The following is a 24,707-nucleotide window of genomic DNA, read 5'->3' as shown; positions in this document are numbered from 1 at the left end:
AGCAGAGCAGATACCCGACAGACGACCATCTTAGCCAAACCATCGCCAACGCCGCGGCCCAACCTGCAGGCGTGCCGCCATCCAGGCATCACCGCGGCGCACTCTTGAGCACTTCACGAAACCAACGGTTCACCAAGGCGGGCTCCCGTTGGTCGAAAGGTGATCAAGCACACGCCTTTGCGGCCGATACACAGAGCAATGAGGGCGCGAGCGCCCGCGCCCTGTCGAAGGAAGTCCGCATGTACACCGCCAACTCCATCCGTTCTGCTCGCAATACGCTGGCCGCCGTGTTTGCTGTCGTCGTGCTGGCTGCGGGCGTGTCCTTGCCGCCCTCGTACGCCGCGCCGGCGGCACCGGTCTCGGTGCTGCTGGACAACGTGCCGGTGAGCGCATTGCAGTCGCTTGCGATCGATCTGGTGCAATTGCGCGAGGACCAGCGTGCACAACTCGCCGCCGCACACGATGCGGCCCGCGTGCAGGCCTACGACGAACGTCTGGGCAACCTGCGTCAACGCATCGCCCGACATGCCGGGTATTTCCAGGCGACCGCGCCACAGGGCGAACAGGCTCGCCAGTTTGCAGTGGTGCAGCAGCAGCTGGGGCAGTATCTGGAGCAACAGCGTCTGGCCAATCGCGCCTTGCATGCCGGCGATCTGCACCAGGCACAAGCCCTGTCGCTCGGCCAGCCCGGCAATACCCACCAGGTGCTCTGGAGCGAGCTGCAGAACCTGCAGGCATCGGTGGCCAAGGTCGGCACGCCACAGCGTCGCTAAGCGCCTCCGGCGGGTGTCGGTTGCTCGCGTTGCGGCCCGCGCCCACCAACCACACAACGCCGTACCGCGTCACGTGATCTGCGCTGCTGCGGGTGGCGGGTGGCGGGCCGTGCGCGGGTGCTTCTGCGTATGGCGTCAGCGCCCCTTTTTGTCATGACGCACGCGATACCGCCTCGATCGGCTCGCCGCAGCGGCGCATGCAGGAGCAGCGCCACCGGCGCCACGCGATGCTCAACCTTTCGATTCCCGGGTCGCTATTCGATTTATCCCGTTCACAATCCTCTCGCTGGATACCTGTCATGACGTTCAAGAGCTCGCTCGCAAAGACGTTGGCCAATGTGCCGCTCAAGCGCAAATTTCTCGCCCAGACGGCGCTGGTGGCGTTGGGCATCATCCTCCTGGCCATCGTCGCGGCACGCATGCAGTACGTCGATCTCACGGACACACGTCGCGACGGACTGAAGAGCCAGATCGAAATGGCCATTGCAGTGGTCAACGGCTACGCCGAACGCGCCGACAAGGGCGAGATCGACGTGGAGGCCGCCAAGAAGGCCGCGCTCAATACCTTGTCCACGATGCGCGCACGCGGTGGCGTGGACTACATCTACGTCACCGACCAGGCGCCGGTGATGCTGATGCACCCCACCCGCCCGGACCTCAATGGCAAGCCGTTGACCGACGTGCTCAGCCCGGATGGCAAGCGCATTTTCCCGGCATTCGTCACCGCGGCGCAGGCCGGTGGCGGTTATGTCGATTACACCTGGGCCAAGCCCGGACAGAAAGACCCGGTGCAGAAAACCTCTTATGCCGCGCTCTACAAGCCGTGGGGCTGGGTGATCGGTACCGGCGTGTATCTGGACGACACCCAGTCGCAGGCACTGGCCTTCACCGGCGTGATGACCCTGGCCGGCGGAGCGCTGGTACTGCTCAACCTGCTGGTCGGCTGGATGATCGGCAACTCGATCCTGGAACCGGTGGGGCGCGCATTGGCGGCGATCAAGGGTGTGGCACGCGGCGATTTGAGCGTGCGCACTGCCGAGCATGGCAACGACGAAATCGGCCAGATGCTCAAGGCCACCGACGACATGGTGCACACCCTGGAGCGCTTCTCCGCGCAAACCAAGGTGATGATGCACATGCATGCCGGCGACGACGTCACCCACCGCATGCCGAGCGATTTCCCCGGTGTCTATGGCGAATTGGCCACCGGCATCAACACCATGATCTTCGAACACCTGGACGCGATCGTCGACGCCATCGGCATCCTCAACGAATACGCACAGGGCGACCTGTCGCGCGATGCGGTGCGCCTGCCCGGTACGCGTGCGGTGCTGCACGAAGCCATGGACGCGGCCAAGGCCAGCCTGCTGGCCATCAACACCGAGATCAAGCGCCTGGCGCAGGCGGCGGCCAATGGCGACTTCAGCCAGCGAGGCGATGCAACCCGCTTCAAGCACGATTCGGCGCGCATGATCAACGACCTCAACGCAATGATGGATGTCAGCGACCGCAATCTGGGCAAGCTGTCCGAGCTGCTGGCCGCACTGGCGGAGGGTGACCTCACTGCGCGCATGGACGGCGAGTTCCACGGCGTGTTCGCGCGGATGCGTGACGACGCCAACACCACCGCCACGCAGCTGGCCGGCATCGTCGGACGCATCCAGCAGGCGGCCGGCTCGATCACCGGCTCGGCCAGCGAAATCGCCGCGGGCAACAACGATCTATCGCAGCGCACCGAACAGCAGGCGGCCAGTCTGGAAGAAACCGCCGCGTCAATGGAAGAGCTCACCTCCACCGTCAAACAGAACGCAGAAAGTGCGCGTCAGGCCAATCAGTTGGCGATCGGCGCGGCCAGCGTCGCCTCGCAGGGCGGCCAGGTGGTGAGCCAGGTGGTGGACACCATGTCCGGCATCCAGACCTCGTCAAAGAAGATCGCCGAGATCATCTCCGTCATCGACGGCATCGCGTTCCAGACCAACATTTTGGCGTTGAACGCGGCGGTGGAAGCGGCGCGCGCCGGTGAGCAGGGCCGTGGTTTTGCGGTGGTGGCCTCTGAAGTGCGCACGCTGGCGCAACGCTCGGCCGGTGCGGCGAAAGAGATCAAGCATCTGATCGACGACTCGGTCGGCAAGGTGGCGCAGGGGTCGGCATTGGTGGATCAGGCCGGCAAGACCATGGCCGACATCGTGTCCTCGGTGCAGCGTGTGACCGACATCATGAGCGAGATTTCCGCTGCCTCGCAGGAGCAATCGGCCGGCATCGAGCAGGTCAATCTCACCGTCACCCAGATGGACGAGAGCACCCAACAGAACGCTGCGCTGGTGGAAGAAGCCACTGCTGCCGCCAACGCGATGCAACAACAGGCACAACAGCTGGACGATGCGGTGTCGATGTTCCGGGTGGCCGCCACCTCGGCCAATCACGGTCGTGCAGGCGCGCGCGCGCCCAAGCGTGTTGCCCTCGCCGCTTACTGAGGGCAACCACCAACGCGCGGGCGGTCGTCAGGCCGGCGCGATGTGCAGCAAATGCAGCGTCCGGCTGGGACTTGTTGGCTCTGAGAAAAGTCCGCGGTCCGGGCCGCCATCCGGTGCGTGTGCGATGCGCTCCATCTGTTCCACCCCGCCTCGGCGGGATCCTCTCCCCTTCTTTGCAGCCACGCCATGACCTCGCTCCCCTCGCACTCACGTTTCGGCGGCCGCCTCGCGTACCGCCTGATGCTCGGCACCGCGGTCATCGCCTCGCTGTGCTTCGGATTGACCGCAGCGATCAGCTACTGGCAGAGCAGCCGTGCCCTGATCGCCTCGGCGCAGACCACCATGCAGAGTGTGGCGCGCTTTCAGGCCGAACAGGTCAGTAACGAGTTGGGGCAGGCGTTTGTCGCCGGGCAGTCGGTGGCCAACGCGCTGCTGGCCCAACGCGCCCATGGTGGAATCAGCCGCGACGCGGCCGCGGCCATCGTGCACCATCAACTGCAGAACCATCCGGAATGGGTGGGCATGGGCACGCTGTGGGAGCCGCAAGCCTTCGATGGCAAGGACAGTGCTTATGTCGGCGCCGAGGGCCACGACAGCACCGGACGCTTCATGACCTACTGGGCCTATAACGGACAGAGCCTGATTCGCGAACCATTGGTTGGCTACGAAAAACCCGGCGACGGCGATTGGAACCTGAAGCCGCGCGCATTGGGCCGCCAGATCGTGGCCGGACCCTACGATTACGTCATTGGCGGCAAGCCAGTCCTGATGACCACCTTGTCCACTCCGGTTATAGAACATGGCAAGTATCTCGGCGTGGTGTCAGTCGATTTTGCCCTGGCCGCACTGCAGAAACGCTTGAGCGCGTTACGCCCCATGGATGGCGGCTATGTGGAGTTGATCTCGCCCGCAGGGGTGATCCTGGCCTCGCGTGATGCCGCAAGAATCGGCAAGCCGGCCAGCGGCGATGGCTATCGCGCGTTGCTGCAGGCAACCGGCGCCGGCAAGGATTACATCGACTTTGCCCCGGACGCGGCCGGCAACGTCAGCGCCTATGTGCCCTTGCAGATCGGCAAGGCGCAGGAGCGTTTTGCGCTGGGCGTGGTGGTGCCCTATGCAGCCATCATGCAGCATGCGCATCGCCTGCTGTGGACCATTCTCTTGGTCGGCCTGGGCTCGGCAGTGGTGCTCAGCGGTGCGTTGTTCCTGCTGCTGCGTCGCCAGGTGGTACGCCCGCTGGAGTCGGCGGTCGGCGTGGCCGATGCGATCGCCTCGGGCAAGCTCGACAACCACATCACCGTGCAGCGTCGGGACGAGGTGGGCCGGCTGATGGGCGCAATGCAGCGCATGCAGGACGACCTGCGTGCGCGCATCGAACGCGATACCGCCATCGCCAACGAAAACCTGCGGATCCGCACCGCGCTGGAACACTCCGAGATGGAAGTGTTGCTGGCCGACGAACAACACCACGCGGTCTTCATTACCGAGGCGCTGCATGCCTCGTTCAAACATGCCGAGCCGGCCTTCCATGCCAAGGGCCAGGCCGGCTTCAGCGCCGACGCGGTAGTCGGCAAGCCGCTGGATTACGTGTTCGGTACCGACAGCGATGGCACGTCGCGTTTGCAGCGGCTGCAGCAGTTGCAGTCCACCACGCTGGAGCGCTACAGCTTCGGCCCGGTGACGCTGGATCTGACCATGACCCCGCTGTATGCGGCGGACGGTCGCCGTAGCGGCAGCATGCTGCTATGGCGCAATGTCACTGCCGAAGTCAGCACGCAACAGGAAGTGGCAGCCCTGGTGCAATCGGCATTGATGGGCGATTTCGGTCAGCGTCTGGCATTGGAGGACAAGCACGGGTTCTATCTGGAATTCGGCCGTCAGCTCAATGGCTTGCTGGAAACCACGTCGCAGGGCCTGGGGCGTATTTCCAGCCTGCTCAGTGCGCTGGCCGAAGGCGACCTCACCGTGCGCATGGATGGACAGTTCGCCGGCGTCTTCGCACGCATGCGGGACGATGCCAATGCCACCGTGGCGCAGCTTACCGGCATCGTCTCCGGGATCCAGACCTCGGCCACGCAGATCAATGCGGCCGCCAGCGAAATCGCAGCCGGCAATAACGATCTGTCGCAACGCACCGAACAACAGGCCGCCAATCTGGAAGAAACCGCCGCGTCGATGGAAGAGCTCACCTCCACCGTCAAGCAGAATGCCGAACACGCGCGCCAGGCCAACCAGCTGGCAATCGGCGCCGCCGATGTCGCCGCGCATGGCGGCGCAGTGGTGGCACAGGTGGTGACCACCATGTCCGGTATCGAAACCTCGTCCAAGAAGATCGCCGAGATCATCAGCGTGATCGACGGCATCGCGTTCCAGACCAATATCCTCGCCTTGAACGCGGCAGTGGAAGCGGCGCGTGCTGGCGAACAGGGCCGTGGCTTTGCGGTGGTGGCATCGGAAGTGCGTACGTTGGCACAGCGCTCTGCCGGTGCTGCAAAAGAGATCAAGCACCTGATCGACGACTCGGTGAACAAGGTCGCGCAAGGCTCGTCGCTGGTGCACCAGGCCGGTACCACCATGAGCGAGATCGTGGCCAGCGTGCAGCGCGTCACCGACATCATGGGCGAGATCTCCGCCGCCTCGCAGGAGCAATCCAGCGGCATCGAGCAGGTCAATCTCACCGTGACCCAGATGGACGAGGCCACCCAGCAGAACGCCGCATTGGTGGAAGAAGCCACCGCCGCCGCACGCGCGATGGAAGAACAGGCCGGCCAGCTCACCGAGGCGGTGGCCGTGTTCAAACTCAGCCATGGCGCGGCACCGGCAAGCGCTGCCTTCACCGCCAGGCCGGTTGCCCGTGCCCTACCCACGCGCACGCCCAGCGGCAGCCCGCGCGTTGCCGCACCTGTGCGCCATCCAGGCAAGCCATCGGCCAACACGGCCGGCAACGATAGCCAGTGGCAAGATTTTTAAGCCGTGCGTAATGCGTGACGGCCCCTATGCAGGGCGCCGTCACTGCAATTGATCCAGTACGTTGCACGCGCATGCCCAGTGCCGGCAGGCACTCGACGCCTCACACCTGGCACTGGTTTGGCGACGCTCTGCTCCGTCACGCCGATTGGCCGCAGCGCCCGCACGTCCGCGCGCGCAGAACACATCTGCCCCAAGCAGACGCAAGCGCTGCTATCGGCCTGCCTTGCACACCCGCCTTGCCCTGCCTGCTCCACCCATCGGCAATCCTTAAAGATTTATCTGGCGTTGCCGTTAGCCTGGGTGACAACGGCTGTCTGTGCCCCCCCCCCCCCCCGCAACAGCCACTCACACACCGCATGCGGACGGTCGTCGACGACACCCGTCATTGCATGCGCCCGAGGTTCGATCGTTGCAGGGGTTGCCATGAAGTCATCTGTTCTCGCCAGCTGTCTTGTGCTGTTGTGCGTCGCCGGCCGTGCCCACGCTGAAGACCCCATTGCCACCGACCGACCCGATTTCGTCGAGTCCAGCCTGACCGTCGGCAACCATCGCCTGCAGGTGGAAACCAGTGCCGCGTGGGAACGCGATGCGTCTGTCGATGCATATTCCACCCCGACGCTGTTCCGCTACGGGCTCGGTCAGACCTGGGAACTGCGACTGGAAACCGATGGCTGGCAACACATCGACCTGCCCGGCCAGTCCAATATCAACGGCATGTCTGACGTGTCGCTTGGCGTCAAACATCAGCTGGCCAGCTCCGACGATGGCAAGACCTCGCTGGCCTGGCTGCTGCACGTGGATCTGCCCAGCGGCGCGCAGGCCCTGCGCGGCCACGGGGCACGCCCCTCGTTCCGGCTGGTGGCCGAATGGGAACTCAGCGACAGCATCTCTGCCGGCGTGATGCCCGGCGTGATCTGGGACGACGATGGCGACGGCCATCGCTACACCGCAGGCATCCTGGGTGCGGTACTCGGCAAAGCCTGGAACGACCGCGTGCGCTCGTTCGTCGAAGTGGCATTGCCGCAAATCGCCAAGAGCGACGATGGCGGCAGCGTGGCCTTGCTCGACGTCGGCTCCGCATGGCTGCTGAGCAACGATGTGCAGCTGGATGCGGTGTACAGCCGTGGCCTCAATGACCGTTCGCCCGACCACGCGCTCGGCGTCGGTTTGTCCTTCCGCTTCTGACACGGACCCGGCAATGAAAATCATGCATATGTTGGGCGTCCTGGTGCTGGTGGCCGCACTGGCACTGCTCGCCCTGGGCGGTGTCGGCTACAACGGTCAGCGCGGGCTGCTGGAGGCGATCGCCGCGCAGGTCACCTCCTCCGATGCGCTGCGCAACCATATGCAGGCGGACATGATGCACGACGCCTTGCGCGGCGACGTCACCGCTGGGCTGCTCGCCGCGGCGCGGCAGGACGATGCGGGCATCACCGAGGCGCATACCTCGCTAGGCGAGCACGCCACCGAATTCCGTCAGGCGGTGGAGGCCAATCGCAAGCTGCCGCTTGAGCCGGCCCTGCGCAACGATCTGGAAGCGGTGACGCCTGCGCTGCAGGCCTACATCGCATCGGCCGAGCAGGTCATGTCGCTGGCCCAACACCATGCCGACAGCAACGTCGCCTATGCCGATTTCACCGACAAGTTCGGCCAGCTCGAAACCCGCATGGGCGCCATCAGCGAGCGCATCCTGGCCTTGAATGAAGCCAACCGCAGCCAGGCCGAGCAATACAGCCACCGCGTGATGTGGCAGCAAGGCAGCGCCATGGTGCTGGCATTCGTGTGCCTGGCTCTGGCCGCCGGCTGGATCCTGCGGTCGATGTTCGGCCTGCTTGGCGGCGAACCGCAGCTGGCCATGGCTGCCGCGCAACATATTGCCGAAGGTCGCCTGGACCAGCCGATTCCGGTGGCCGCACAACACGCGCACAGCCTGATGGCCGCACTGTCGCGCATGCAGCGCGACCTGCGCGAACGCCTGGAGCACGAGCGCCGCATTGCTGCGGAAAATCTGCGCATCCGCACCGCTCTCGATAATGCGTCCACCGGCATGTACATCGCCGACCCGGATCTGACCATCATCTACACCAATGCCGCCTTGCAATCCTTGGTGCACACCTACGCAGACGATATCCAGGCCTGCGCACCCGCGTTCAATCGCACTGCCAACCTCATTGGGCAACCGTTCTCGCTGCTGGAAGTGGGCAACGCGCAGGACGCGGAAATCTACCAGCGTCTCGACCGCCAAGGTGCCGCGCAACGCGAGGTGCAGTACCGCGCAACCAGCATCACGCAAAACGTCTCGGCAATCCGCGACGAACGCGGTGCGCACCTGGGCTTTGTCTGCGAGTGGCGCGATCGCACCGCCGAAGCGCGGGTGGAAGTGGACGTGGCCGATGTGGTGCGCAGCGCAGCCGCGGGCGATCTGTCCAGGCGCATCGACAGTAGCGGAAAACAGGGCTTTTTCCTGCAACTGGCGCAACAACTCAATGCGCTGCTCGACGCCAACGCAGTGAGCATCAGCGAAGTGTCGCGGCTGCTGGGCGCACTGGCGGAGGGCGACCTGAGTGCACGCATGCAAGGCGACTTCCATGGTGTGTTCGCCACCATGCGCGACGATGCCAACTCCACTGCCGACTCGTTGGCGCAGGTGATCGGACGCATCCAGCAGGCGGCCGGCAGCATCCATACCGCTTCCAGCGAGATTGCCGCCGGCAATAGCGACCTCTCGCAGCGCACCGAACAACAAGCGGCCAACTTGGAGGAGACCGCCGCCTCGATGGAAGAACTCACCTCCACCGTCAAGCAGAACGCCGAGAATGCGCGCCAGGCCAATCAGCTTGCCATCGGTGCGGCCGGGGTCGCCTCGCACGGTGGCGCGGTAGTGGCCCAAGTGGTCACCACCATGTCGGGCATCCAGGTCTCTTCGAAGAAGATTGCCGAAATCATCTCGGTCATCGATGGCATTGCCTTCCAGACCAATATCCTGGCGTTGAATGCTGCGGTGGAAGCGGCGCGTGCCGGCGAACAAGGCCGCGGTTTTGCCGTGGTGGCCTCGGAAGTGCGTACCCTGGCGCAGCGTTCAGCCGGTGCGGCCAAAGAGATCAAGCATCTCATCGACGATTCGGTCACCAAGGTGGCCGAAGGTTCGCAGTTGGTCCACCAGGCCGGCACCACGATGGCCGACATCGTCGCCAGCGTGCAGCGCGTCACCGACATCATGGGTGAGATTGCGGCGGCCTCGCAGGAACAATCGTCCGGCATCGAGCAGGTCAATCGCACCATCACGCAGATGGATGAGGCCACCCAGCAAAACGCCGCCCTGGTGGAAGAAGCCACTGCGGCCGCACGCACAATGGAAGATCAGGCAGGCCAGCTGGCGCAGGCGGTCTCGCGCTTCACGCTTGCCGCTGCGCCGTACGTCACAGCACCGGCAAGCCATGCCAAGCCAACTCCCGGCGCGGCCGGGCCGGCAACGCCCGCGCGGCGTGCAGCGCTCAGCGCGCCTGCGGTCGCGCTCGGTAACGACGCGCAGTGGCAGGAATTCTAGGCCCGGTCTGCGCCATCGCGTTCCGCTACAGGTACCGGGGGTGCGCGTCTTGGATTGGATCTCCGCAGATCGTGTTTTCCCCTGCGAATCGGCGCATTGAAACTTGACATAGGACGCTTCAGTTCATTCTTGCAATATAAAGAATCATCGTTTCGGGCCGTTAGCGTGCAGGACAACATCGCGACGCTATGCCCCGGAGTTACATGATGAACAAGTTCAATGATTGGCCCATCCGCCGCAAACTGATGTTTGCGTTCTGCCTCAGTGCCGTGCTCACTGCCTTGCTTGGCGGGTTGGGTTTCTCGCGCATGAAGCAAATGCAGCAGCAGGCGGTGCTGATCAACGAAGATGTCGTGCCGGTGTTGAGCAGGCTGTCTGAACTGCGTGCCTTTGGCGGCGAATTCCGCATCTACGAATCCGGCCAGTTCGTCAATCTGGAAGACCCGGAGCGTTACGCCTACTTCCTGACCCGCATGGACGAGATCCAGGGCAAGTACGCGCAAACGCAGAAGGCGCTGGACGCCAAGATCGGACCCGCCTCGCCACTGAAGGCTGCCTACACCAAGCTCGCCGAGCAGAGCACCAGCTACTTTCAGGCCAACCAGACCCTGCGCACGCTCTACATGCAGCCCGATCATGCGACCGCAGTGCTCGCAAACAAGCAATCCGGCGATATCCGCAAGGAGCTGTTTGCGACCATCGACAAGATGTACGCCGAGCAATCCACCGCGTTGGCCAACATGGTCGCTGCCAGCAGCGCCTCCTTCAAGGTCACCAGTGCGGTGCTGTTGATCGGCACGCTGTTGATGGCTGCGCTGTCGGTCACCTTCGGCTGGCTGATTGCACGCAGTATCACCAACCCGCTGTCCAAGGCGTTGGGCGCCATCCAGGCGGTCTCGCGCGGCGATCTGAGTGTGCAGGTCAGCAAGACCAGCAACGACGAAATCGGCCAGATGCTGGAGGCCACCGGTCGCATGACCCAGATGCTGCGCCGCTTCTCCGATGAGACTGCGCGGATGTCGCACCTGCATGCGGCCGAAGACATCACTCATCGCATGCCGGAGGATTTCCCCGGCGTGTACGGCACCCTGGCCGGCGGCATCAATACGATGATCTTCGAGCACCTGGATGCCATTACCGACTCGGTGCGCATCCTCAACCAGTACGCCCAGGGCGACCTGACCCAGGACGCACGCCGCCTGCCCGCCAGCCGCGCAATCCTGCACGAAGCGATGGACGCGGCCAAGGCCAGCCTGTTGTCGATCAACACCGAGATCAAGCAGTTGGCGCAGGCGGCAGCCGCGGGCGACTTCAGCGCACGCGGCGATGCGGCGCGCTTCAAGTACGACTTTGCGGTGATGGTGGCGGATCTGAACTCGATGATGGAAGTCAGCGATCGCAACCTGGGCAAGCTGTCGCAACTGCTTGGCGCAGTGGCCGATGGCGACCTCACCGCACGCATGGACGGCGAATTCCACGGTGTGTTCGCGCGCCTGCGTGACGATGCCAATGCCACGACTCATCGCCTGACCGACATCGTCAGCCGCATCAAGCATTCCACCCTGACCATCAATACCGCGGCCAGCGAGATTGCCGCAGGCAACCAGGACCTGTCGCAGCGCACCGAGCAACAGGCGGCCAACCTGGAAGAAACCGCTGCCTCGATGGAAGAGCTCACCTCCACCGTGAAGCAGAATGCCGAACACGCGCGCCAGGCCAACCAGCTGGCGATCGGTGCGGCTGGCGTGGCCTCGCACGGTGGCAGCGTGGTCGGCCAGGTGGTCACCACCATGTCCGGCATCGAAACCTCGTCCAAGAAGATCGCCGAGATCATCAGCGTGATCGACGGCATCGCCTTCCAGACCAATATCCTGGCGTTGAACGCGGCGGTGGAAGCGGCGCGTGCTGGTGAACAGGGCCGTGGGTTTGCGGTGGTCGCCTCGGAAGTGCGGACGCTGGCGCAGCGTTCGGCCGGCGCCGCCAAGGAGATCAAAGGCCTGATCGACGACTCGGTCAGCAAGGTGGCCGAAGGCTCGGCACTGGTGCACCAGGCCGGCACCACCATGAGCGAGATCGTCTCCTCGGTGCAGCGCGTCACCGACATCATGAGCGAAATCTCTGCCGCCTCGCAGGAACAGTCGGCCGGCATCGAGCAGGTCAACCAGACAGTCACCCACATGGATGAAGCCACTCAGCAGAACGCTGCGCTGGTGGAAGAAGCCACTGCGGCTGCACGCTCGATGGAAGACCAGGCGCAGCAACTCACCGAAGCGGTGGCGCTGTTCCGCCTGTCGGCTGAGCTGGAAGCGGTCACCCGCACCGCACCGGTGGTGCGTCAGATCACGGCCAGCAAGCCTGTTACCGCCAGCAAAACGACCAAGCCGCGCATCCGGCCTGCGCCACGTGCGGCCGTGGCTGTAGCCGTATCCAACGAATCGGACTGGGCAGAGTTCTAAGCGCTCGCTGCAAACCGATCACTGGCTGACGACGAAGCCGCGCGATGCACCTCGCGCGGCTTCGTCGTTACTGAAGCTGGCGTACGCCGCCGCAGCTTGGCGGGATTGCGTGAAAGCGAACACGAAAATTTTCCAAATTGTGTCACGCTATGCAATTTTTTCGACAAGGTATTCAAGAAGGCATATCAGGGGCCGCTAACTAAGACAGTCGCATGGATCATGTCAAGTGCCGCGCGACACATCCGAAGTCCCCTATCTGACCCTGAGCGAAGGCCTGTCATGAATGCTCTACTCCAACGCTATAACGTCGGCCCGCGGCTTGCCGCTGCGTTCGCGGTACTGATCGTCCTGTCCGCCGCAATCGCCTTCATCGGGTACCGCGGCCTGTCTTCGGCGCGCGCCCTGGTAGACGATATCGTGCACCAGAACATGGTGAAGATCCGTCTGTCCAACGACATGGTCAATGCCAACTACAACATTGCCGTGCTGATTCGCAACATCGTGCTGCCCACCACCAACGAGGAGAACCAGCAGTTCGTGGCAGCGTTCAAGCAGGCACGTGCCGACTACACCAAAGCGCGCGATGCGTTGTATGCGATGCCCACCAACCCACAGGGGCAAGCCATCCGCGACCAAATTGACAGCCTTCGCACCGAAGTCAAGGGGCTCAACGACAAAGTGGTCGAGCTCGGAATGGCCCACAAGGAGGACGAAGCCCTCGCTGTATTACAGACCCAGGCGGCACCTGCATTGCAGCGCTGGCAGGACAAGATCAACGAGAATATCGTCTTGCAGGACAAAGCGGCCGCCGATGCCTCGGCGGTTGCGTTGGAGTCGATGGACGATTCGCGCAAGCTGCTGATCGCGGGCACCGTGCTGGTGGTGCTGCTCAGTGGCGCGCTGGGCGTATTGATCACCCGTAGCCTGACCCAGCCGCTGGGCCGCGCCACCCGCACTGCCGAAGCGATCGCCGGCGGCAAGCTGGACAACGACGTGGAAACCAGCGCCACCGACGAAACCGGTCGCCTGCTCACTGCAATGCGCAAGATGCAGGACCAGCTGCGCAACCTGATCGCCGCGCAAACCGACATGGCGCGTCGCCATGACGATGGCCAGATCAGCTTCCGTATCGATGCCTCCGCGTTCCCGGGCGACTATGGCCGCATGGCCAACGACACCAACCTGCTGGTGGCCTCGCATGTCGCCGTGCAGACTGATCTGGCACGCATCATGGGGCGCTACGCCATTGGCGACCTCAGCGACGACATGAGCAAGCTGCCAGGCGAAAAAGCCGTGTTCACCGACACCATGGCACAGGTGAAAACCAACCTTGGCGCGATGAACACGGAGATCAAACATCTGGCGCAGGCCGCCGCCAACGGCGACTTCAGTGCACGCGGCGATGCCGAGCGTTTCCAGCACGACTTTCGCGTGATGGTGGACAGCCTCAACAATCTGATGTCCACCGCCGATGGCAACCTGCAGTCGCTGTCGGGCCTGTTGCAGTCGATCGCCGCTGGCGACCTCACCGCGCGCATGAGCGGCGAGTTCCGCGGCGTGTTCGCGCAGATGCGCGACGATGCCAATGCCACCGCCACGCAGTTGGCCGACATCGTTACCGGCATCAAGCAGTCGGCCGTGTCGATCAAGGGGGCCGCCAGCGAAATCGCCGCCGGCAACCAGGACCTGTCGCAGCGCACCGAACAGCAGGCCGCCAATCTCGAAGAAACTGCTGCCTCGATGGAGGAGCTCACTTCCACCGTCAAGCAGAACGCCGAGGGTGCGCGTCAGGCCAACCAGCTCGCCATCGGCGCCGCCAGTGTGGCGGTACAAGGCGGCGAAGTAGTGGGCAAGGTGGTCGAAACCATGTCCGGCATCGAAGCCTCGTCCAAGAAGATTGCCGACATCATCTCGGTCATCGACGGCATCGCCTTCCAGACCAACATCCTGGCCTTGAATGCGGCGGTGGAAGCGGCGCGTGCCGGTGAGCAGGGCCGCGGCTTTGCCGTGGTGGCCTCGGAAGTTCGCACTCTCGCCCAGCGTTCTTCGGGCGCGGCCAAGGAGATCAAGGACCTTATCGACGACTCCGTGCGGCGCGTCGCCGAAGGATCCGCGCTAGTGCACACCGCCGGCAAGACCATGGGCGAAGTGGTTGCCAGCGTGCAGCGCGTCACCGACATCATGGGCGAGATCTCCGCTGCCTCGCAGGAACAATCGGCCGGCATCGAACAGGTCAACCAGACCATCACCCAGATGGACGAGACCACACAGCAGAACGCCGCGTTGGTGGAAGAAGCCACCGCCGCCGCACGTGCGCTGGAAGACCAGGCCGTTGGCCTGACCGAAGCAGTCGCGGTGTTCAAGACCGACGTGACCCACGCGGCCCCGGCCGCGCGCGCCATGCCGCCGCGCCCGGTGGTGAGTTCGGCGCTGAAGGCGCAGGTGGCTGCGGCCGGGCGCACTCCCGCGTCCAAGCCGCGGGCGGTGGTCACCGCCTCCAGTAACGACACCAGCTGGCAGGAGTTCTAAGCAAGCGGACTGAACTACCTGAATGGTTCCGGTCGGCAGCGATGCCGGCCGGCTCAAGGCATCGCAGTTATCGGCCGATAGCCTGCGTACGCTCATGAGACGCACCGATGACCATTGTTCCCGCGCTGCCGCAGCACACCGCTTCGTCCCCACCACGCCGCTGGACCAGCCGCTGGGACGATTTGGCCATTGTCAGAAAACTCGGTGCGATCGGTGTGCTGGCGCTAGTCGGCCTGGTGATTCCGGTCCTGCTCTATAGCGGCAAACTCAACGAAAGCGTCACCATCAGCAATAACGAATTGCGCAGCTACGCCCCGCTGGGGCAGATGCTGGGCCTGATCACCGACCTGCATGCGGCCCATGTCGACAGCGGCAACGCTGCCGACGCCGCGGCACAACGCGCCGAACGGGATCTGCAACACCTGCTCGCCACCACGGCCGCCATGCCCGGCTTCGAACGTAGCCACACGCAATTGCTGGCCCTGCAGCAGCGCCACGTGTCTGGCAATGGTTCCAACGGCTATGCCGGACTGAGCGAACAAGCCTTCGCTGCGCTGGACGCACTGCGCGACGACAGTCAGCTGGTCTATACCCCGTACATCGAAAGCTACCACTTGGTGGTGGCGACCTTGATCTACAGCCCCGACGCTACCGAATCACTGACTCGCCTGGATGCGGCCAACGATCCGTCCCAGGCCGGCGGCGACCGCGCAATGCTGCGCGAACAGCTCAACCAGTTGCAGCGCAATCACCTGCGCTTCCGGCATGAGCTGGACAAGGCAATGGGCCTGCTGGAACAGCCCGACCCTGCCCTGGCCGATGCCGCCAACGCCGAAGCCACACGGGCCACCGATGCACTGAAATCGCTTGGGACGGCGATGGAAGACAGCGATGCCCAGGCCGACACCCAATGGAATGCAGCGCTCGATGCACTTGGCCAGGCCATGCAGGATCTGAGCAGCATCTCGCTGCAGGCCCTGCAGCGGCAATCCGAGCGTCACCTGGTGGAGGCGCGCAAGGCGATGTATCAGGCCGTGGCCGGCCTGTCGGTGCTCGCGCTGCTGATCGCCGCGCTGTGCTGGTACACCTTGTCCAACCTCACCCGCAACGTACGCCGCGCCGCTGCGGTGGCCGCCAATATTGCGCAGGGCGAGCTGGACGAATACATCGTGGCGCCCAGCCGCGACGAAACCGGCCAGTTGCTCGACAACATGCGCCAAATGCAGGAACAGCTGCAGCATGTGCTGGCTGCACAAAGCGAAATGGCGCAGCGCCACGACGCCGGCCAGATCAGCTACCGCATGCAGGCCGACAGCTTCCCCGGCGCCTACGCCACCATGGTGCGCGATACCAACGCACTGGTCGGCTCGCATATAGCGGTCAAGATGCAGTTGGCACAGATCATGTCGCGCTATGCCATCGGCGATCTGACCCAGGACATGCAGCGCCTACCTGGCGAAAAAGCCGTGCTCACCGACACCATGGACACCGTCAAGGCCAACCTGTCGGCGATGAACAGCGAGATCAAACTGCTGGCGCAGGCGGCCGCCAACGGCGATTTCAGCGTACGGGGCGATGCACAGCGCTTCCAATACGACTTCCGCGCGATGGTGGACAGCCTCAATCAGCTGATGTCCACCGCCGACGCCAACCTGCAGTCGCTGTCCACGGTGCTGCAGGCGATCGCCGCCGGCGACCTCACCACCCGTATGCAGGGCGATTTCCACGGTGTCTTCGCACGCATGCGCGACGATGCCAATGCCACGGTGGCGCAACTTACCGATATCGTCGGGCGCATCCAGCGCTCCACCGATGCCATCAACGATGCGGCCAGCGAGATTGCCTCCGGCAACCAGGACCTGTCGCAGCGCACCGAGCAACAAGCGGCGAATCTCGAAGAAACCGCCGCCTCGATGGAAGAACTCACCTCCACCGTGCGTAACAACGCCGAGCACGCAAAGCGCGCTAATCAGCTGGTGGTCGGCGCCGCCGCCGTTGCCTCGCAAGGTGGCGAGGTGGTTGGCCAGGTGGTCGGCACCATGGCCGGCATCCAGGCTGCTTCCAGAAAGATCGCCGACATCATCGGCGTGATCGACGGCATTGCCTTCCAGACCAATATCCTCGCGTTGAACGCGGCAGTGGAAGCGGCGCGGGCCGGCGAACAGGGTCGGGGGTTTGCCGTGGTCGCTTCGGAAGTGCGCACCCTCGCCCAACGCTCTGCCGCTGCGGCTAAAGAGATCAAGCACTTGATCGACGACTCGGTCACCCGGGTCGAACACGGTAACCAGCTGGTTGGCCAGGCCGGGCGCACCATGCAGGACATCGTCGATTCGGTGCGCAACGTCACCACGATCATGCACGAGATCAGCGAGGCTTCGCTGCAGCAGTCGCAAGGCATCGAACAGGTCGGCCAGACCGTCGTGCAAATGGATCAGGCGACCCAGCAGAACGCCGCGCTGGTGGAAGAAGCCACGGCCGCCGCGCGCGCGATGGAAGAACAAGCGCAGCAATTGCGCGATGCGGTGTCGGTGTTCCAGCTGCAGGCGATCGCCGCTCCACGCGTTGATCGAGCAGCCTGATCACTGCCGGGCGCGATCATCGCGCCGTTAGTGGCGACCGCTCACCCGCCATGATTTAACCGGCCAGGCAATCGCCAGGCCACCGCGCGCCGCTCATCGCTGCCATCTTATTGGCGTGCCGACAAGGCGGCTGGCTGTGTGTTCTGACTACACCGCAGCCACCGCGATGCGGTGACACGGCGCGGCGACCTCGACGCGACGTCGCCGCGCACCTGCACATCGGGATCTGGCATTACGCCAATTCGCGTCCCCAGCCGATGTATCTAGCCGGCGCCCCTCTTACTCCCCTCTTATCTGCACATGTCCATCACGCTGCAGCCCGTGATTGAACGGTGAATTGGCTGCGTGCCGATGCTGTGTCCATCGCCCTGCCAGCAGGGTTTCCAGCTCATCTGTGCACACCCGCGTCACCTCGGTGACGGCCGCCCATACGCGGGCCGGCAGGCGAGTTCAGCCGCTGAGTGCGGCGCCGTTACCGGACACAAGCATGCAGACCTGCCTTGCAATCGAGCGCGGCGTGACGACCGGTCACGCGCATCGATGGATTGGCCGGCTGCATGCCTGCCCCGGTAGCTGACGTCTGGACGACGCGGTCTTGCCGATGCGCATTGCCCCTCCCGCCCATCGCCTCCGAGATTCCAACATGATCGCTTTTCTTCAACGGTACAACGTCGGCAAGCGCCTGACTTTCGCGTTCGGCATCCTGATCCTGCTGTCGTGCGCACTGGTAGCCGCAGGTCTCTATACGCTGGCGCAAGCGCGCCAGAGCCTGGACACGCTGACCAATCGCAACATGGTCATTGTCCAGCATCTGCAAGAGATGAATAACGCGGTGTCGGTGCTTGCATTGCAGCTGCGCAACATCGTGCTGCCGACCACCGATGAGGAGAATCGTCGTTTCGTCGCCATCATCGAAGAGCAGCGCAGCATCTACAAGGACGCGCGCGAGCGGCTCTACGTCTTCTCGGCCACGCCGGCGGCGCAGGCCATCCGCGACAAGATCGATCAGAACAACAAGACTGCCCGCGCTTTCAACCAGCAGGTAATCGATCTGGGACTTGCAGGCAAGGCCGATCAAGCATTGCCATTGCTGTTGCAACGCGCGGCGCCGGCCACGCAAGTGTGGCAGGACGCACTGCTGGAATATGCAGCGCTGCAGCGCCAGCGCGCTCAGGAAGCTAACGAGGTCGCCACCGCGGCGATGGCACGTGGCCGTGCGATGCTGATCGGCGGCGGCCTGGCGGTGGTGTTGATCAGCGGCCTCCTCGGCTGGGCGATCACCCGCAGCCTGGTGCGCCCGCTGTCGCAGGCCACCCGTGCCGCCGAAGCCATTGCCAACGGCAATCTCGACAACGATGTGCGCACCACCAGCCACGACGAAACCGGCCGCCTGTTGCAGGCGATGGAGAAGATGCAGGACCAAGTGCGCAACCTGATCAGCGCACAGTTGGACATGGCCAAGCGCCACGATGCGGGCCAGATCAGTTTCCGCATGGATGCCGGCGCGTTCCCCGGCGACTTCGGCCGCATGGCCAAGGACACCAACGAGCTGGTTGCCGCGCACATCAAGGTCAAGATGCAGACCATCCACCTGGTGGAGCGCTATGCCATCGGCGATCTGAGCGAAGACATGCCGCAATTGCCAGGTGAAAAAGCCGCAATCACCACAGCGATGAATCAGGTCAAGCACAACCTGTCCACGATGAACCACGAGATCAAGCACCTTGCGCAGGCAGCGGCCAATGGCGACTTCACCGCACGTGGCAATGCCGAGCAGTTTCAGTTCGACTTCCGCATCATGGTGGAAAGCCTCAACACTTTGATGGCCACCGCCGATGGCAACCTGCAGTCGTTGTCCGGCCTGTTGCAGTCGATCGCCGCTGGCGACCTCACCGCACGCATGACAGGCCAGTACCAGGGTGTATTTGCGCAGATGCGCGACGACGCCAATGCCACCGCCGAGCAGCTGGCCAACATTGTCGGCCGCATCCAGGATGCGGCCGGTGCCATCGGCCTGGCCTCCGGCGAGATCGCCACCGGCAATCAGGATCTGTCGCAGCGCACCGAACAACAGGCGGCCAATCTGGAAGAAACCGCCGCCTCGATGGAAGAACTCACCTCCACCGTCAAGCAGAATGCCGAGCACGCCAGCCAGGCCAATCAGCTCGCCATCGGCGCTGCCGCAGTGGCGTCGCAAGGCGGCGCTGTGGTGGCCAGCGTGGTCACCACCATGTCCGACATCCAGGCCTCTTCGAAGAAGATCGCCGAGATCATCAGCGTCATCGACGGCATCGCCTTCCAGACCAACATCCTGGCGCTGAATGCCGCGGTGGAAGCAGCACGTGCCGGCGAGCAAGGCCGCGGTTTTGCGGTGGTGGCGTCCGAAGTGCGCACACTGGCGCAACGTTCGGCAGGTGCGGCGAAAGAGATCAAATACCTCATCGACGACTCGGTGGAAAAGGTTGCGCAAGGCGCCACGTTGGTCGACCAGGCCGGCACCACCATGGCCGACATCGTGGCCAGCGTGCAGCGCGTCACCAATATCATGAGCGAGATTTCATCTGCATCGCAGGAACAGTACGCCGGCATCGAGCAGGTCAACCAGACCGTGACCCAGATGGACGAAACCACCCAGCAAAATGCCGCCCTGGTGGAAGAAGCCACCGCCGCCGCACGTGCAATGGAAGAACAGGCCCAGCAGCTCACCGAAGCCGTGGCAGTGTTCAAGGTCGAGACACAGGCGCCGGTCGCGCGTCACCTGACTGCCATCGCCAGCGTGTCACCCGTTGCGCGCCCGCCAGCTCGCGCGACTGCGCGCACCATCGCCACGCCAGCAATGGCACGCCGCCCTGCGGTGAGCGCGTCTGCGTCTACAGCCGACGCCAGCGGGTGGCAGGAGTTCTGAAACCGCCGGCGGCATGCAAGCACCGACCTCCATCAGACATGCAGTGAAACACAACCGCGCCGTTGCAACTGACCCTCACGCGGTGCGTGGTCCACGCGCCGCGCAACATCATCACTCGCAACACAGAAAGTTCGAGAGCCATTCAAGTCCGCGCCAAGCGGGATCTTGTGGGCCGCTTCCCTTACGAGGGGACGCGGCCCTTTTTATGGGTATGGATCAACACGCGCTTGCGAGCGCAAGCGATCCTGTCGTGCCCTTTCGATCGCTTTTTATTCACACAGAATTTACATTCACGAACCACACGCTTTTCAGCTGAAACCGCTTCCAATGAGCCAGGGCTGAATAAATCGCCCTGTGGTGTGCCGATTTCTACAGAAATGATCAATTTGACGCATAGACGGCCGTTATCGAATTCACGCATTCGTAACGCCCTCCCCCGGGCAAGGTCGATCTTCATGCATGTCTTCAACCGACTTTCCGTTGGCACGCGGCTGTCCGCATTGCTCACCCTGGTTATCGCACTCTCGCTGGCGCTGCTTGCGCTCACCATTTACCGGCAGTCGGCTGCCGACATCGAATCGCAGGTGAAGGCGGAGTTGCATTCGAGCACACGGTTGATGCAGCAAGCGGTAGCGATGTACGACGTCACCCTGACCGAAGGCACCGAGCGGCTGGGCAGCGTCTTCGACGACATGCTGCCGCGGGGCCCACGCACGCTGGATACCGCCAGCACCGTGACCATCGGCGAGCAGAACACGCCCACGCTGCGCACCGGCGCACAGGCGCTGAATCTCAATTTCGACGCGGTGGATCGCTTTGCGCAGGCAACCGGCGGCGTTGCAACCATCTTTGCCCGCACCGGCGATGACTTCGTGCGCATCACCACCTCGCTGCGCAACAAGCAGAACGAACGCGTGATCGGCACCCTGCTCGATCGCAAGGGCAAGGCCTACGCCGCACTGTCCCAAGGCAAGGCCTTCACCGGCCAGGCGCAGTTGTTCGGCGACCAGTACATGACCTACTACGCGCCCCTGCGTGACGCGGCCGGCGAGGTGATCGGCGCGCTGTTCGTCGGTCGCAACTATACCCAGGGCCTGGCCGCGCTCAAGGCCCAGGTCAGCACCACGCAGCTGGGGCAGGATGGCTACTTCGTCATCGCCGACATGGCGCCGGGCGAGCACCAGGGCCAGATCATCGCCGCCCCACCGGGCACGCCGGCCACGTTGTCGGGTCTGGTGCCTGCCGATCAGCAGGCAGCGTTGCAGTCGGTACTGGACGCCAAGCAGCCCAGCGCCAACCTGCAGCTACGCGATGCCAAGGGCAACGCACAGGCGTTCGAAGTCACCGCACAGCGCTATGCGCCATGGCAGTGGGCGGTGATCGGCACCCAGCCGCGCAGCGCCATCGACGGCCCGCTCGACCAGCTGATGGGCAGCATGCTGCTGTTCTCGCTCGTGGTACTGGTGCTGTGCATCGCGGTGGTGTTTGTGGCCGCACGCAAGATGGTCACCCGACCGCTGGTGGCGGTGGAACGTGTGCTCGGCGATGTGGCCGCCGGCCGCCTGGACAACCCGATCGAGGTCGATCGCCAGGACGAAGTGGGCCGCCTGCTGCTCAGCGCCCGCACCATGCGTGACGACCTGCGCGCGCGCGTTGAGCGCGATCAGCGGATTGCCAGCGAGGCCTTGCGCGTGCGCACCGCGCTGGACGATGTCAGCACCAACGTGATGATTGCCGATGCCAACCGTCGCATCATCTACGTCAACCGCCCGCTGCAGCGCATGCTCAAGAATGCACAGGACGACCTGCGCCGCGACCTGCCGCAATTTGATGCCGACGCACTGATCGATGCCAGCATCGACCAGTTCCACCGCAAACCCGAGCACCAGGCGCGCATGCTTGATCAGCTCACCGGCACCCATACTGCGCAGATTCTGGTCGGTGGCCGCACCATGCGCCTGATCGTCAACCCGGTGCTGGGAGCGGCCGGCGAGCGCATGGGCTTTGTGGTCGAGTGGGCCGATCGCACCCAGGAGGTGCAGGTGGAGCAGGAAGTGGCGCGCATCGTGCAGGCCGCTGCTGCCGGCGACCTGAGCGGGCGCGTCGGCACCGAAGGCAAGCAGGGGTTCCTGCTGCTGCTTGCCCAGCAGCTCAACATGCTGCTGGACAACAATGCCGACGGACTCTCGCGTGTCTCGGCGCTGTTGTCGTCATTGTCTCAGGGCGATCTCACCGCACGCATGGAAGGCGATCTGCAAGGGGTTTTTGCCAGTATCCGCGACGATGCCAATGCTACCGCCGACCAGCTGGCCGGCATCGTGCGTCGCATTAAAGACTCCTCGTTGGCCATCAACTCGGCCGCCACCGAGATCGCCACCGGCAACGGCGACCTGTCGCGTCGTACCGAACAGCAGGCTGCCGCGCTCGAAGAAACCGCCGCTTCAATGGAAGAGCTCACCGCCACGGTCAAGCAGAACGCCGACAACGCCGACCAGGCCAACCGCCTGGTGCTCGACGCCGCTGGCGTGGCCGCCAAGGGTGGCGATGTGGTTGGCCGTGTGGTCGCCACCATGGCCGACATCGATACCTCGTCCAAGAAGATCGCCGACATCATCAGCGTCATCGACGGCATCGCCTTCCAGACCAACATCCTCGCTTTGAATGCGGCGGTGGAAGCGGCGCGTGCCGGCGAGCAGGGCCGCGGCTTCGCCGTGGTGGCCTCCGAGGTGCGCACGCTCGCGCAGCGCTCGGCCGGGGCGGCCAAGGAGATCAAGCACCTGATCGAAGACTCGGTGACCCGCATCGGCAACGGTGCCGCACTGGCTTCGGAGGCTGGCAGCACGATGCAGCAGGTAGTCGGCTCGGTGCAGCGCGTCACCGACATCATGGGTGAAATTACCAGCGCCTCGCGCGAGCAGGCCGCCGGCATCACCCAGGTCAACCAGACCGTCACCCAGATGGACGAAACCACGCAGCAGAACGCCGCATTGGTGGAAGAAGCCACGGCGGCCGCGCGCGCGATGGAAGACCAGGCCGCGCAGCTGGTGGACGCGGTGGCGGTGTTCCGCCTCGAGCAGCACGGCCGTCTAGACACCTTGCTGGCCAACGCACGCCACGCCTACCACTGATGCAAGAAACGATGCTTGACTCAAACGCTGGGTGAGTCGAGGGCGCGCGGCACTGCGGGCGAACATTGCTTGTCGCTTGCACCAACGCGCCGACCAACTTCACTGGCGCTTGTCCGCTCGCCATCGCGGGGCCCTTGGCGGCATGGATGCCGCCACGGAGTTTACAAGGACGTAGTTGCAGCGTGTCCTGCGATGGTGAGCGGGCAAGAGCCCTGCAGCAAACGCTAAAGACCTTGAAGGCGCGGTGCCCTCACCGCTTGCGGGACACGCCGTAAACCCGTCCTTGGGGCCCAATGGCGGCATCCATACCGCAAGCGGCAAGGACACCGCACCAGAGAGTTGGCGGGTTGCTTGGTTGAAACGGCTGCACCGACCATCGCGACCGGTGATTCCTCGCGCTAGGCGTCCGAGTTTTGTTAGCGGCTCTTAAAGATTTCGCTTTGCCGCCGATATCAAGGCGACGCCGGGACAACCCTCCGGGCCTCTTCCCGTTACCACTGTGCTTGTGCCCATGTCCCAAGGCGATACCTCAGAGTCAGAGCTGGACCACGACGATCACCTTGCCGAAGGTGATGAGCGCTACCTGCTGCGCAACAAGCGGCAGATCCGTGGCTTGCTGCGTCAGCTGCTGGATCAACGCGCGGTTGTGACGATGCACGTGGCCGGGCGCGACATGGCTGTGCCCACCGCCGTGCTCGAAGTGGATGAAGACGACGACTGCGTGATTCTGGACGGCAGCCATAACGAGGCCTCCAACCGCGCCATCGAAGATGCCAAGTACCTGCTCTGCTACGCGCAACTGGAGCGGGTCAATGTCCGCTTCCGTCTGGAAAAGGCCGAACGCCTGGACCGCGACATCCACGTCGCCTTCCGCGCCGAGTTGCCGGACGCGATGTACCACATGCAACGGCGCGAGTCGTACCGGTTGGAAACGCCGATCACCGACTCGCCGGTCTGCATCATCCGTCAGGACGAGGCCCAGGGCGGTAATCTCAACCTGCAGCTGCGCGTCATCGACATCAGCAGCGGCGGCCTGGCGGTATCGCTGACCGCCGGCATGCCCCTACTGGAGCCGCAGCGCACGTACCGCAACTGCACGCTGCAACTGCCAGACGCCGCACCGATCGCGTTACCACTCACCGTATGCAGCCAGTACAAGCAGACCCTGCCCAATGGCAGCGAAGGCTTCCGTGTCGGCTTGCAGTTCAGCGATCTGCCGCGAGGCGCCGACGAAACCATCCAGCGCTACATCTTCCGGGTCGACCGCCAGCGCAATGCGCGCAAGAGCGGCGTGTTCTGAACCCGACCGCACCACAGCAGCCACGCACCTAAAGTTGCGCAGCGCC

The 24,707-nt window shown here is 64.0% G+C and carries 12 protein-coding genes; 11 read left to right on the top strand and 1 reads right to left on the bottom strand.

The genetic code is table 11. The annotated features are described in order from the left end of the window. Positions 1-239 precede the first annotated feature (239 nt). The 9 genes from BJD12_RS00940 (at position 240) to BJD12_RS00900 (ending at position 20,233) form a co-directional block, all read left to right on the top strand. On the top strand, positions 240-773 hold the full coding sequence (locus BJD12_RS00940; protein WP_005995102.1) for a hypothetical protein: 534 nt from the start codon (positions 240-242) through the stop codon (positions 771-773). Between the two features lie 299 nt (positions 774-1,072). Beyond that, on the top strand, positions 1,073-3,247 hold the full coding sequence (locus BJD12_RS00935; RefSeq protein WP_005995105.1) for a methyl-accepting chemotaxis protein: 2,175 nt from the start codon (positions 1,073-1,075) through the stop codon (positions 3,245-3,247). A gap of 186 nt (positions 3,248-3,433) precedes the next feature. Further along, complete coding sequence (locus BJD12_RS00930) at positions 3,434-6,217, top strand: methyl-accepting chemotaxis protein (protein ID WP_005995107.1); 2,784 nt, start codon at positions 3,434-3,436, stop codon at positions 6,215-6,217. A 423-nt stretch (positions 6,218-6,640) separates the two neighbouring features. After that, on the top strand, positions 6,641-7,402 hold the full coding sequence (locus BJD12_RS00925) for a transporter (RefSeq protein WP_005994841.1): 762 nt from the start codon (positions 6,641-6,643) through the stop codon (positions 7,400-7,402). A 13-nt stretch (positions 7,403-7,415) separates the two neighbouring features. After that, positions 7,416-9,764: a methyl-accepting chemotaxis protein gene (locus BJD12_RS00920; RefSeq protein WP_005994843.1), complete on the top strand. Its 2,349-nt coding sequence runs from the start codon at positions 7,416-7,418 to the stop codon at positions 9,762-9,764. 206 nt (positions 9,765-9,970) lie between these two features. Then, positions 9,971-12,220 carry a methyl-accepting chemotaxis protein gene (locus tag BJD12_RS00915; RefSeq protein WP_042828299.1) on the top strand — a complete coding sequence of 750 codons (2,250 nt, stop codon included), beginning with the start codon at positions 9,971-9,973 and terminating at the stop codon, positions 12,218-12,220. Positions 12,221-12,499: 279 nt separating this feature from the next. Then, positions 12,500-14,749: a methyl-accepting chemotaxis protein gene (locus BJD12_RS00910; protein WP_039421404.1), complete on the top strand. Its 2,250-nt coding sequence runs from the start codon at positions 12,500-12,502 to the stop codon at positions 14,747-14,749. 107 nt (positions 14,750-14,856) lie between these two features. Beyond that, positions 14,857-17,328 carry a methyl-accepting chemotaxis protein gene (locus BJD12_RS00905; RefSeq protein ID WP_058563960.1) on the top strand — a complete coding sequence of 824 codons (2,472 nt, stop codon included), beginning with the start codon at positions 14,857-14,859 and terminating at the stop codon, positions 17,326-17,328. A 643-nt stretch (positions 17,329-17,971) separates the two neighbouring features. After that, positions 17,972-20,233 carry a methyl-accepting chemotaxis protein gene (locus BJD12_RS00900; RefSeq protein WP_005993875.1) on the top strand — a complete coding sequence of 754 codons (2,262 nt, stop codon included), beginning with the start codon at positions 17,972-17,974 and terminating at the stop codon, positions 20,231-20,233. A 181-nt stretch (positions 20,234-20,414) separates the two neighbouring features. On the opposite strand, the gene BJD12_RS24010 is transcribed toward BJD12_RS00900, so the two are convergent. Beyond that, positions 20,415-20,690, bottom strand: coding sequence for a hypothetical protein (locus BJD12_RS24010; RefSeq protein WP_126936563.1), 276 nt, complete (start codon positions 20,688-20,690; stop codon positions 20,415-20,417). On the opposite strand from BJD12_RS24010, the gene BJD12_RS00895 reads away from it, so the two are divergent. Continuing rightward, on the top strand, positions 20,689-23,361 hold the full coding sequence (locus tag BJD12_RS00895) for a methyl-accepting chemotaxis protein (RefSeq protein WP_005993873.1): 2,673 nt from the start codon (positions 20,689-20,691) through the stop codon (positions 23,359-23,361). The genes BJD12_RS24010 and BJD12_RS00895 overlap by 2 nt on opposite strands. A gap of 511 nt (positions 23,362-23,872) precedes the next feature. Then, positions 23,873-24,661 carry a flagellar brake protein gene (locus BJD12_RS00885; RefSeq protein WP_005993871.1) on the top strand — a complete coding sequence of 263 codons (789 nt, stop codon included), beginning with the start codon at positions 23,873-23,875 and terminating at the stop codon, positions 24,659-24,661. The last annotated feature ends 46 nt before the right edge of the window (positions 24,662-24,707 follow it).

It is taken from the genome of Xanthomonas vesicatoria ATCC 35937, assembly GCF_001908725.1.
Classification (GTDB): Bacteria; Pseudomonadota; Gammaproteobacteria; order Xanthomonadales; family Xanthomonadaceae; genus Xanthomonas; species Xanthomonas vesicatoria.
The sequence above is the reverse complement of the archived record's forward strand: the minus strand, read 5'-3'. Positions and strand labels throughout refer to the sequence as shown.